Consider the following 11,277-nt stretch of genomic DNA (forward strand, 5'->3'; position numbering starts at 1 on the left):
GGCCGGCGTGCCGCCGGCGTAGTCGCTGCTGAACGTCGTCTCGACGGTCTGGGCCACCGGCTGGGCCACGCCCGTGCCCGTGAGGATGATGCCCAGCTCACGGTTGTTGCTGAGGGAGTTGCTGCTGATGTTCATGGAGCCGGCCTCGACCTCCTGCGTGGTGAGGCCGTAGTCGGCGACCATGGCCTTGGCGTGGATGTAGAAGCCGTTGGGGTCGGAGTAGCCGACGACCTTGCCGCCGGCGGCCTTCACGGCGGAGACCTCGCTGGAGTAGCTGGAGGGGTTCTCCAGGACCACGCGGACCGCCACGCCCGCCTTGGCGCGGGCGACGATCGCGTTGACCACCGTGCTGTCGCTGAACTCCAGCTCCTCCACGTCCAGGGACTTGGTCGCGGAGTTGATGAAGGAGACCAGGCGGCTGCGCGAGTCGGTGGGGGACCACAGCAGGTGGTCGCCGTCGGTCGGGGTGACCGAGGTCGCCGTGTAGTCGGCGTTGAAGACCTTCTCGATGGCGGCGACGTCCCGGGTGTCGTCCGTGAAGACCCCGTAGTCCCGGCTGGTCGTGTAGTACTGGGCCGTCAGGTTGCCGGTCATGACCAGGGACTTGGCGCCGTCCACCGTGATCGTCTTCTGGTGGGTGTAGACGTAGGCGGAGGACGACCAGACCACGCCCACGCCCGCGTTCGTCAGGGACGTGTACGCCGAGTTGTTGGCGGACTTGTGCTGGCGGTCGAGTACGACCCGGACCGTGACGCCCTTGTTCTTCAGGGCTATGAGGTCGCTGACGGCGGTGGTGTCCTCCAGCTCGTACATGGTCATGTCGAGCGTGCTGGTGGCCGAGTTGATGAAGTCGTAGATGGTGGGCTGGCTGCCGCTCTGGGAGAAGGCGAACGCGGAGTAGCTGGCGGCGTTCGCGGGAACGGCGGTGGCGACGACGGCGGCGCCGGCGGCCAGGGCGACGCCCGCCCGGCCGAGAACCTTCCACAGCATGCGTGACTCCTGTCGGGAGGCAGGGAGGTGGGGAGGGGTGGCGCGTGCATGACACCACGCGCGTAGAACGCTGGGGAGGCGTGCGGTTCCAGGTACGGCCAGGGGAGCGCAAAAACTTCGTATGGGGGCCGCCGTTATGCCCGTGAATGGGCGTTATATGGGCTCACTGCGGGCCATTCACCGGCCGACAGGGCGTCGGCAAAGACGAGGGCCGGGCGGGCGTAGCGTAGAAGGCATGACGAAGTACGGATCCTTCCCCGGTACGCGTCCCCGACGGCTGCGGACCTCGCCCGTCATGCGACGGATGGTCGCCGAGACGCGCCTCCACCCCGCCGACCTCATCCTGCCCGCCTTCGTCCGCGAGGGCGTCGCCGAGCCGGTGTCGATCGCCACGATGCCCGGCGTCGTGCAGCACACCCGGGACAGCCTGAAGAAGGCCGCGCTGGAGGCCGTGGAGGCCGGGATCTCCGGGATCATGCTGTTCGGCGTGCCGGAGGAGGGCAAGAAGGACGCCCTGGGCACGCCCGGGACCGACCCGGACGGGATCCTGCAGGTCGCCCTCCGCGACGTGCGCGCCGAGGTCGGCGACGACCTGCTGGTCATGTCCGACCTGTGCCTGGACGAGTTCACCGACCACGGGCACTGCGGCGTGCTGGACGCCGAGGGACGGGTCGACAACGACGCCAGCCTGGAGCGGTACGCCGAGATGGCCCAGGTGCAGGCCGACGCCGGCGCCCACGTCGTCGGCCCGAGCGGGATGATGGACGGCCAGATCGGCGTCGTCCGTGACGCGCTCGACCAGATCGGGCGCGAGGACGTGGCGATCCTCGCCTACACCGCCAAGTACTCCTCCGCCTTCTACGGCCCCTTCCGCGAGGCCGTCGCCTCCTCGCTCCAGGGCGACCGCAAGACCTACCAGCAGGACCCCGCCAACTGGCGCGAGTCCCTGCGCGAGCTGGAGCTGGACCTCGCCGAGGGCGCCGACATGGTGATGGTCAAGCCGGCCGGGCCCTACCTGGACATCCTCGCCCGAGTCGCCGACAGCGTGGACGTCCCGGTCGCCGCCTACCAGATCTCCGGCGAGTACGCGATGATCGAGGCCGCCGCCGAGAAGGGCTGGGTGGACCGGGACCGGGCCATCTTCGAGACCCTCACCGGGATCAAGCGGGCGGGCGCGCGTAACATCCTCACGTACTGGGCGACCGAGGTGGCGCAGAAGCTGCGCCGGGTCGGCTGACCGGTCTCAGTCCCACCAGAAAGTCCAGGCGGGTTCCCCGACCAGCTCCTTCGCGTAGCCGCGAAGGGTGTCCGCCTCGCCCTGCATGATGTTGTCCGGACAGAACGCGAAGTGTTCCGCCGCCAGCGCCTCGGCCTCCGCGAGGCTGGTCGGCGGGGCGGCCACGGACACCACCAGGGTGTCGAAACCGAGAGCGACGACACGGATGCCGAACCGGTCCTCCCAGGAACGCAGTACCGCGCACAGCCGGGCCACGTCGTTCTCGTGGTTCAGCGGGCCACCCCAGCCGAGCGCCGCCGGGATGTCGGCGGAGCGCCGGGCGGGGACGAGCGCGAGGCGGGCGGCGTGCAGCCGGGAGCGGCGATCGTCCTCCGTCAGGGAGTCCGCGACGGACGCCGCGCGGGTGCCCGGGTCGACGGTGAGCGACCCGGCGGGGGCGAGCCCGGGCCACGCCCGCCCGAACGGCTCCAGCATCTCATCGAGTCCGTCGTCGTCCGCGACGTCCTCGTCCTCCTCGTCCGCGTCGACCTCCCAGTGCTCCGCGAGGACGTCCTCGGCGTCGTGGTCCCCGGGGTACGACATGTCCGCCGGCATCAGCTCCCAGCTCTCCGGACCGCCCTGGGACCCGCCCACGTCCACCAGCACGGGCAGCAGCCCGGCCCGCGCGGCCGGCACACCCAGGGCGCTCCAGGTGCCCGGGGCGGCCGGCTTGTCCGCGAGCCACAGCAGGGGTTCGTGCCACGGCCCGTCGTCGGTCGCGTCGACCAGCCTGCCGGGAGGCAGTTGGAGCCCCAGGGAACGACCGCTCGGATCGGTGGCCAGCCTGGGGAGCGGGTTCGGAAGAGTCGCCATGGCGGTGACTGTAAGGGAAGCCACTGACAACGTCGTGAACCGGCCTTTCCGATGAACCAGCCGCCCTCGGATGCCCTCTACAGAGGTGATGCACCGGATCGACGGGAAGGACGGAACGTGCGGAACGGGCGCTTTCCGGTGCGCTGGCACATCGTGCTGCTCACCGTGTGGACGGCCCTCTGGTTCGTCGTGGCCGAACGCCACGCGGCCGTGTCCTGGCACTACCTGCGCACCGGTGAAGAGCTGCTCTTCGGTCAGCAGTCGGGCGGCGGTCTAGCCCTCTACGCCAACCACCCCCAGTTGCAGATAGGCCCCGTCAGCTTCCTGTTCGCCGGGCTGTTCGCACCCTTCCCCGCGCAGCTCGGGGAGAAACTGGCCGACGCCTTCATGTCCGGGCTGGGCCTCTACATGCTCGTTCTCGTGGGCCGCGCCGCCGCCGACTTCAACCGGGGCACCGGCCTCAACCACAGACGCCTCCAGCAACGCGTCCTGATCGCCGGAGCGGCCTTCATACCCATGTGGGTCGAGGTCTCCGTGCGCTTCGCCCACCTGGACGACGTCCTCACCCTGTTCTTCACCACGCTCGCGGTACGCGCGCTGGTCCGCGGCAAGGCCACGGCGGTGGGCGTCTTCCTGGCCCTGGCGGTCGACTCCAAACCCTGGGCGGTCGGCTTCCTCGCGCTCCTGCTGGCCGTGCCCCGCCCCGCCCGCCTGCGCTCCGCCGCGTGGGTCGTCGGTCTGGTGGCGGTGGCCTGGCTGCCCTTCTACCTCACCCACCTGGACACCCTGGCGGCGGCCCGCTTCGCCATCCCCAACCAGCCGGCGTCCTCACTGCGCTGGTTCGGCGTGAACGACCCCGAGACCCCCTTCTGGGACCGGCCCGCGCAGATGGCCCTCGGCCTCGGCCTGGGCGCCCTGGCGGTACGGCGCAACCGCTGGCCGGCGGTCGTGCTGCTGGCGGCCGACGCGCGCATCGTCCTCGACCCGAGCGTCTACACCTACTACAACGCCTCGGTTCTCCTGGGCACGCTGATCTGGGACTCGATCGGCCAACGACGCCTCGTCCCGTGGGTCAGCTGGATCGCCCTCATCTCCCTCTACGGCAGCGCCCTGCTGGTCCCCTCCGACGCCACCCGGGGCCTCATCCGCCTGGCCTTCGTCTTCGGCTCGGCCGCGTACGTCCTGTTCTGGCCCCAGCGCACGCCACGCGGCCGGCGGGGCCGACGGTCACTTGAGGGAGACGGTGAAGGCGGCCCAGGTGGCGGGCCCGACGTCCAGAACCGGGCCGAGGGCGGGGTCGCTCTTTGAGTCACGGACGTGCACGGTGCCGGGGCAGGCTGCGACCTCCACGCACTGGCCGCCCTCGCTGCTGCTTCGGCTCGACTTCCTCCAGGCAACGGCCACTTCCACGCACTGGCCGCCTTCGTCACTGCTGTAAGTCGACTTGAACCACTGAAGTCCTTCGGCGTTCGTCGCTCTCCTAGCAGGCGGTCGAGCAGGCCCGACGAGTCCTGGGTCGGCAGGGCCTGTGTTCGCAGCATCGCATACTTGCGCGCCAGGATGGACACCTCTTCTGCGTCGGAAACCCATTGGCTGCCGCGCTGCGATTCGGTGTACGCGAGATGCTGATGGTCCGGGGTTTCGAGAAGGGTGAAGGGTCCCGCGATCCCCGTGTGGAAGGGGCTGTCCAGCGGCAGGATCTGGAGGGAGAGACAGGGGAGTTCGGCCATCTCCCGCAGGAACCGCATCTGCTCCCTGCGGACATTCTCGGTTCCCATCCTCAGCAGCAACGCGGGCTCCCACACCACGAAGCTCAGCGTGGGCGGGTACTTGCGGCGCAGGATCTCCTGACGGTCGAGGCGCAGCCGGAGCGTCTTCTCCAGGTCCTCGTCCTCGTAGGAGGGGACGCGGTTGCGCAGCACCGCCCGCGCGTACGCCTCGTTCTGGAGGAGGTCCGGGATGACGGCGTTGTCGTACCACGACAGAGCGATGGCCGCCCTGTCAGCGCGACCGGTTCTACGGCCGTGACCGCCTCTCCGTCCCCGCTGCCAGGCGGTTCACGGAGTGGTCGCTGACCTGCTGGGGGCTGGCCGCATGGGAGCGGAGCGCGGACGTGTCGCTCTGCGTGAGCGAGCTGGCCACGAATGCCCTGCTGCACGGGGTGCCGCCGGGGCGCGGGTTCCTGCTGCGGCTGCGGTGGGACGGGGAGGTCGTACGGGCCGAGGTCCATGACAGCGGACCGGGTGTCCCGAGGGTCGTGGAGGACCCGGACGAGGGCGGGCGCGGGCTGCTGCTCGTGGCCGCGCCGGCGTACAAGTGGGGGGTGGGGGAGCGGCGCCCCGGCAAAGTGGTGTGGTGCGAGTGGTACCGGGGCGCCTAGGCCGACTCAGACCAGCGTGGTGATGCAGAACGGGTGGCCGGCGGGATCCAGCAGGACCCGCCAGCGGTCGGCGCCGGGCTGGTGATCGGCCTTGGTGGCGCCCAGTTCGAGCAGGTGCTTCTCGGCGATGTCCAGGTCGTCCACGCCCAGCTCGATGTGCGCCTGCTTCTCCTGGGCGGGGTCCGGCCAGGTCGGCGGCCGGTAGTCGGCCAGGCGGTTGAAGCCCAGGCCGGGGGCGCCCTCCTTGCCGATCAGGACGAAGTCGGCGGACGAGTAGAGGACGGGGTGGCCGAGCAACTCGCCGTAGAAGCGGGCCATTTCGGCGGGGTCGGCGCAGTCGAAGGTGACGGCGGCGTAGCGGAACGCGGGTGCGGAAGAGGTGTCCGTGCTCATGGGGAGGACGCTAGGACATGACCAGGACAGTTCCGGTCCTGGTTGTGGAAGACTTCGCCACGTGATCAGCGCGTCCGCCCGCCTGCTGCGACTCCTCTCGCTGCTCGCCTCGCGGCCCTCGTGGACCTGCGCCGAACTCGCGGACCGGACGGGGACCACCGATCGCACGGTGCGGCGGGACATCGCCAAGCTGCGGGACCTCGGCTACTCGGTCGACTCCGGGGCCGGGCCCTGGGGCGGCTACCGGCTGCGGGCCGGTACCCGGGTGCCGCCGCTGATCCTCGACGACGAGGAGGCCCTCGCCGTGGCGGTGGGCCTGCGGGAGGCGGCGCTCGGCGGCGCGCTCGGCGGGGACCAGGCGGCCCTGTCCGCGCTGCTGAAGCTGCGTCAGGTGCTGCCGCGGCGGATCGCGGAGCGGCTGGGGGAGTGGGACGACGCCTTCGTGCGCCTTCCCGGGTCCGAGGAGCCGCAGATCGGGCCGGGCATGCTGCTGGAGCTGGCGGCCGCGTGCCGGCGGGGGGAGCGGGCCCGGCTGTCGTACACCGACGGGGAGGGGCGGGTCACGGTCCGGGACGTCGACCCGTACCGTCTCGTCCACACGGGCCGGCGCTGGTACTTCGTCGCGCGGGACGTGACCCGGGGCCAGTGGCGCACCTTCCGGGCCGACCGGGTCGACCGGCTCCAGCCCACCGGGGATCGGGCGGACCTCACCGACCCGCCCGATCCGGCGCGGCTGGTGTCCCGCAACATCGCGAACGGCCCCTACCCGCTGTCCGCGACCGTCCGGCTCCCTGTGCCGATGAGCCAGGCGCTACGCCTCGTCCCGCCCACGGTGGGCACACACCGCCCCGACGGCCCCGACGCGACGATCGTCGAGATCGGCGGCCCGGACGCCGACGGCCTCGCCCGCTACCTCCTGGGCCTGGCGACCCCCCTGCGCGTCCTCACCCCGGACTCGGTGCGCCAGGCCCTGCTCCGCCGCACCCGGGAACTCCTCGACGCCCAGGCATCCGGCGTCTCGTCCCCGCAGTGAGCCGGTCTCACCGCCGGGTGCCGCAGGACGGGCAGAAGGCGGCGCCGGCCGGGAGGTCGTGGCCGCAGGACGCGCAGCCCGTGGTCTGGGCGAGCTGGTGTCCGCAGCCGTGGCAGAAGGCGCCACCACGCGTCTCCGTACGGCAGTTGGGGCAGACCAGCTGCCGCGGGGCGGTGACGTCGTAGCCGGTGCCCTGCTGCTGGCCGAGGCCGTACGCGCGCTGGGAGACCATGTCGTTCAGCCCCCGCTGCTGCGCCGCCTGCGCCTCCGCCGCGGTGTCCGGCGAGCAGGTCAGGCACAGGCCCTGCGCCGGGTTCCAGCAGCGGGCGCAGACGTAGGAGGTGCAGCGCGGGCAGCGGTTGAAGTGGCCCTGCGCGTTGTCGATGGCGCGGGTGAACGCCGCGTCCCGCTGGGTGCCGAAGCTCGCCCCCGCCAGACCGTCCGCGGCGTCGGACACGCTCCGGCCGGCGCCGCCGACCAGCGACCACGCGGCGTTCACGCCCCGCGACAGCCACCCGGCCATCTGACCGGCGCGGAAGGCCTCGAAGGGAGAACGCCAGGTGTCGTGGCAGCGGGAGCAGGAGAACTCGAACTGGAAGCCCGCGCCCGTGCCGTGCTGGACGCACAGGTCACGGTAGTTGTTGCTGAAGTAGATCTCGGTGCCCATGGCGACCGTCCCCCCGGAGAAATGAACTGGGGGGAGTGTAGCGCCGCGTGTCAGAGCTTCTCGGGGGTCCTGATGCCCAGCAGGGCCATGCCCTGGTGCAGGGTGCGCGCCGTGACGTCGCACAGGAAGAGACGGTTCTCGACCTGCTCCGGCGTCTCGGCCTTCAGGACCGGGCACTTGTCGTAGAAGGACGTGTACAGGGACGCCAGCTGGTACAGGTACGCGGCCAGCTTGTGCGGGGCGTACTCCGCCGCGGCCTCGGCCACCGTCTCCGCGAAGGCGTCCACGTGCAGGCCGAGGGCCCGCTCGGCGTCGGCCATCGCCAGCTCCGGGTGTGCGGCGGGGCGGACCTCGCCGGCCTTGCGGAGGATGGACCGGATACGGGCGTACGCGTACTGGAGGTAGACGGACGTGTCGCCGTTCAGCGAGACCATCTGGTCCAGGTCGAACTTGTAGTCCCGGTTCGCCGACGTCGACAGGTCCGCGTACTTCACGGCGCCGATGCCCACCTGGGCGCCCCGCTCGGCGATCTCCTCCTCGGAGAGGTCCTGGGCCTTCTCGCGGACCACGGCCGACGCGCGGTCGATGGCCTCGTCGAGCAGGTCCACCAGACGGACCGTCTCGCCCTCACGGGTCTTGAACGGCTTGCCGTCCTTGCCGAGGACCGTGCCGAAGGCCAGCTGGAACGCGGTGACGTCCTCGTTCAGCCAGCCTGCGCGGCGGGCCGTCTCGAAGACCATCCTGAAGTGCAGGGCCTGGCGGGCGTCCACCACGTACAGCAGGGTGTTCGCCTTGAGGCTGAAGACGCGGTCGCGGATCGCGGACAGGTCCGTCGCCGCGTAGCCGTAGCCGCCGTCGGACTTCTGGACGATCAGCGGGACCTGGTTGCCGTCCGGGCCCTTGATGTCCTCGAAGAAGACGCACAGGGCGCCCTCGGAGCGGACCGCGACGCCGGACTCCTCCAGCAGACGGCAGGTCTCGGCCAGCATGTCGTTGTAGCCCGACTCGCCGACGATGTCGGGGTCCCGGACGTCCATGTCCAGCTTCTCGAAGACGGAGAAGAAGTAGATCTTCGACTCGTCCACGAACTTCTGCCACATGGCGAGCGTGCGCGGGTCGCCGGCCTGGAGGTCGACCACCCGGCGGCGGGCGCGGGTCTTGAACTCCTCGTCGGAGTCGAACAGCTTGCGCGCGGCCTTGTAGAGGCGGTCGAGGTTCGACATCGCCTCCTCGCCGCTCACCGCGCCGGCCTTGTGGTCCAGCTCGTGCGGGTGCTCGTCCAGGTACTGGATGAGCATGCCGAACTGGGTGCCCCAGTCGCCGATGTGGTGACGGCGGACCACGTTCTCACCGGTGAACTCGAGGAGCTGGACCACCGAGTCGCCGATCACCGCGGAGCGCAGGTGGCCGACGTGCATCTCCTTCGCCACGTTCGGCTGCGCGTAGTCGATCACCGTGGTTCCGGGGTGCGCGGCGGTGGGCACGCCGAGGCGGCCCGTGTCGTCCGCGTACCGCGCGGCGAGGTTCCCGGTGATCGCCCGGTCGGCGATCGTGATGTTGAGGAAGCCGGGGCCGGAGACCTCGACGCCCTCGATCAGGTCACCCGTGACCACGTGGGAGACCACCTCGGTCGCCAGTTCCCGCGGGTTGGCCTTCGCCTTCTTCGCGAGCGCCAGGATCCCGTTGGCCTGGAAGTCGGCCCGGTCGCTTCGTCGCAGCAGCGGGTCCGCGCCGGCGGCCTCCGGCAGGGTGGCCGAGAGGGCGGACGCGAGGTGCTGCTGGACGGAATCGCTGAGGGACGTGACCGAGGCCATAGGAATGGGTGCCGTTCTCCTCGTGGGGATGGATAGACCCGCCCAGTATCCCACGGGGGGTAAAGCGAATTTTCCGTTCCGTGAGTGAACGCGCGCCCCGGGAGGCCCGTCCAACGCGTTGAAAAGGTGTTTTCGTGGTTGTGGTCCCACCTGGGACAATGGAGCCGTCGGCCGGGTGACCCCGCCGGCTGCCCGAGGAGAAAGAAGGACGTGCCGATCGTGGCTCAGAGCACCGAGACCACCGACTGGGTCTCCCGTTTCGCGGATGAGGTCATCGAAGAGTCGGAGCGCCGTGCCCCGGGCAAACCGGTCGTCGTCGCGTCCGGGCTGTCCCCCTCCGGGCCCATCCACCTGGGCAACCTCCGCGAGGTCATGACCCCCCACCTGGTCGCCGACGAGGTCCGGCGCCGCGGGCACCAGGTCCGGCACCTGATCTCCTGGGACGACTACGACCGCTACCGCAAGGTGCCTCAGGGCATCGCCGGGGTGGACGACACCTGGGCCGAGCACATCGGCAAGCCGCTGACCTCGGTCCCGGCGCCCAAGGGTTCGGCGTACCCGAACTGGGCCGAGCACTTCAAGGCCGCGATGGTCGAGTCGCTGGCCGAGCTGGGCGTCGAGTTCGACGGGATCAGCCAGACCGCGCAGTACACCTCCGGCGTCTACCGCGAGCAGGTCCTGCACGCCATGAGGCACCGGGGCGACATCGACGCGATCCTCGCCCAGTACCGGACCAAGCCGAAGGCCAAGAAGCCCCAGCAGAAGGCCGTCGACGAGGCCGAGTTGGAGGCCGAGGAGGGCTCGGGCGCCGCGTCCGAGGACGACGGCAGCTCCGGCTCCGCCGGGTACTTCCCGTACAAGCCGTACTGCGGCAACTGCGGGAAGGACCTGACGACCGTCACCTCGTACGACGACGACAGCACCGAGCTGGCGTACACCTGCAACGAGTGCGGCTTCGCGGAGACCGTCCGGCTCGCCGAGTTCAACCGCGGCAAGCTGGTCTGGAAGGTCGACTGGCCGATGCGGTGGGCCTACGAGGGCGTCGTCTTCGAGCCCAGCGGCGTCGACCACTCCTCCCCGGGGTCCTCCTTCCAGGTGGGCGGGCAGATCGTCGGCATCTTCGGCGGCAAGCAGCCCATCGGCCCGATGTACGCGTTCGTGGGCATCTCCGGGATGGCGAAGATGTCGTCGTCCCGGGGCGGGGTCCCCACCCCGGGAGACGCGCTGAAGATCATGGAGCCCCAGATCCTGCGCTGGCTCTACGCCCGCCGCAGGCCCAACCAGGCCTTCAAGATCGCCTTCGACCAGGAGATCCAGCGGCTGTACGACGAGTGGGACAAGCTCGCCGGCAAGGTCGCCGACGGCTCCGCCCTTCCGGCGGACGTGGCCGCCCACTCGCGGGCCGTCGGGACCGCCGCCGCCGAGCTGCCGAAGACGGCGCGCCCGCTGCCGTACCGCACGCTCGCGTCCGTCGCCGACATCACCGCCGGGCACGAGGACCAGGCCCTGCGGATCCTCTCCGAGCTGGACCCGGAGCAGCCGCTGGCCTCCCTGGACGAGGCGCGCCCGCGCTACGACCGGGCCGAGGCGTGGATCAACGCGTACGTCCCCGCCGACCAGCGGACCATCGTGCGCGACGAGCCCGACGCCGAGCTGCTGAAGTCCCTCGACGAGGCGTCCCGGCAGTCGGTGCGGCTGCTGCTCGACGGACTCGCCGAGCACTGGTCGCTGGACGGCCTGACGCACCTCGTGTACGGCGTGCCGAAGGTGCAGGCCGGGTTCCCGGCCGACGCCACGCCGAAGGAGCTGCCGCCGGAGATCAAGACGGCCCAGCGGACCTTCTTCGCGCTGCTGTACCACCTGCTGGTCGGGCGCGACACCGGGCCCCGCCTGCCCACGCTGCTGCTGGCC

10 protein-coding genes and 2 pseudogenes are annotated in these 11,277 nt (G+C 70.8%); 5 read left to right on the forward strand and 7 right to left on the reverse strand.

Annotated elements, in window-relative coordinates; all coding sequences use genetic code 11:
* On the reverse strand, window positions 1–990 hold a 990-nt coding region (locus tag ACWEN3_RS10760), incomplete at its 3' end, for a phospholipase D-like domain-containing protein (protein ID WP_452968342.1).
* 235 nt (window positions 991–1,225) lie between these two features.
* Between ACWEN3_RS10760 and hemB the strand changes: the two genes are divergently transcribed.
* Window positions 1,226–2,227: a porphobilinogen synthase gene (gene hemB / locus ACWEN3_RS10765; RefSeq protein ID WP_452968345.1), complete on the forward strand. Its 1,002-nt coding sequence runs from the start codon at window positions 1,226–1,228 to the stop codon at window positions 2,225–2,227.
* 6 nt (window positions 2,228–2,233) lie between these two features.
* Here hemB and ACWEN3_RS10770 read toward each other — a convergent pair whose 3' ends face one another.
* Window positions 2,234–3,079, reverse strand: coding sequence for a DUF4253 domain-containing protein (locus tag ACWEN3_RS10770; RefSeq protein ID WP_452968348.1), 846 nt, complete (start codon window positions 3,077–3,079; stop codon window positions 2,234–2,236).
* Window positions 3,080–3,196: 117 nt separating this feature from the next.
* Here ACWEN3_RS10770 and ACWEN3_RS10775 point away from each other — a divergent pair, with 117 nt between their 5' ends.
* Window positions 3,197–4,387 (forward strand): hypothetical protein, encoded by a 1,191-nt coding sequence (locus ACWEN3_RS10775; RefSeq protein ID WP_452968351.1) that lies wholly within the window; start codon window positions 3,197–3,199, stop codon window positions 4,385–4,387.
* Here the strand turns inward: ACWEN3_RS10775 and ACWEN3_RS10780 are convergent.
* Together ACWEN3_RS10780 and ACWEN3_RS10785 are read right to left on the reverse strand one after the other, a co-directional pair.
* Window positions 4,307–4,489, reverse strand: a complete 183-nt coding sequence (locus ACWEN3_RS10780; protein ID WP_452968354.1) for a DUF397 domain-containing protein — start codon at window positions 4,487–4,489, stop codon at window positions 4,307–4,309. The genes ACWEN3_RS10775 and ACWEN3_RS10780 overlap by 81 nt on opposite strands.
* Window positions 4,490–4,551: 62 nt before the next feature.
* Window positions 4,552–5,082: pseudogene (locus tag ACWEN3_RS10785) on the reverse strand (DUF5753 domain-containing protein); the annotation flags it as partial.
* Here ACWEN3_RS10785 and ACWEN3_RS10790 point away from each other — a divergent pair.
* Window positions 5,076–5,459 (forward strand): annotated as a pseudogene (locus tag ACWEN3_RS10790) (ATP-binding protein); the annotation flags it as partial. The pseudogenes ACWEN3_RS10785 and ACWEN3_RS10790 sit on opposite strands and share 7 nt — an antisense overlap.
* Window positions 5,460–5,465: 6 nt before the next feature.
* Here ACWEN3_RS10790 and ACWEN3_RS10795 read toward each other — a convergent pair.
* Window positions 5,466–5,852 carry a VOC family protein gene (locus ACWEN3_RS10795; RefSeq protein ID WP_452968357.1) on the reverse strand — a complete coding sequence of 129 codons (387 nt, stop codon included), beginning with the start codon at window positions 5,850–5,852 and terminating at the stop codon, window positions 5,466–5,468.
* A gap of 61 nt (window positions 5,853–5,913) precedes the next feature.
* Here ACWEN3_RS10795 and ACWEN3_RS10800 point away from each other — a divergent pair, with 61 nt between their 5' ends.
* Window positions 5,914–6,885, forward strand: a complete 972-nt coding sequence (locus ACWEN3_RS10800; protein WP_452968360.1) for a helix-turn-helix transcriptional regulator — start codon at window positions 5,914–5,916, stop codon at window positions 6,883–6,885.
* A 7-nt stretch (window positions 6,886–6,892) separates the two neighbouring features.
* On the opposite strand, the gene ACWEN3_RS10805 is transcribed toward ACWEN3_RS10800, so the two are convergent.
* Entirely contained in the window at window positions 6,893–7,552 is a 660-nt protein-coding gene (locus ACWEN3_RS10805) for a zinc ribbon domain-containing protein (protein WP_452968363.1), read from the reverse strand.
* Between the two features lie 50 nt (window positions 7,553–7,602).
* Window positions 7,603–9,366: an arginine--tRNA ligase gene (argS, locus tag ACWEN3_RS10810; protein WP_452968366.1), complete on the reverse strand. Its 1,764-nt coding sequence runs from the start codon at window positions 9,364–9,366 to the stop codon at window positions 7,603–7,605.
* A gap of 210 nt (window positions 9,367–9,576) precedes the next feature.
* Between argS and lysS the strand changes: the two genes are divergently transcribed.
* A partial coding sequence (gene lysS, locus ACWEN3_RS10815; RefSeq protein WP_452968369.1) for a lysine--tRNA ligase occupies window positions 9,577–11,277 on the forward strand: 1,701 nt, incomplete at its 3' end.

The sequence above is a fragment of the Streptomyces sp. NPDC004561 genome, assembly GCF_053602155.1.

Excerpts from the sequence above, each read along its gene's own strand:
- hemB (WP_452968345.1), top strand. The coding sequence starts at position 1,226 with ATGACGAAGTACGGATCCTTCCCCGGTACGCGTCCCCGACGGCTGCGG.
- ACWEN3_RS10770 (WP_452968348.1), bottom strand. The coding sequence starts at position 3,079 with ATGGCGACTCTTCCGAACCCGCTCCCCAGGCTGGCCACCGATCCGAGC.
- ACWEN3_RS10795 (WP_452968357.1), bottom strand. The coding sequence starts at position 5,852 with ATGAGCACGGACACCTCTTCCGCACCCGCGTTCCGCTACGCCGCCGTC.
- ACWEN3_RS10805 (WP_452968363.1), bottom strand. The coding sequence starts at position 7,552 with ATGGGCACCGAGATCTACTTCAGCAACAACTACCGTGACCTGTGCGTC.
- argS (WP_452968366.1), bottom strand. The coding sequence starts at position 9,366 with ATGGCCTCGGTCACGTCCCTCAGCGATTCCGTCCAGCAGCACCTCGCG.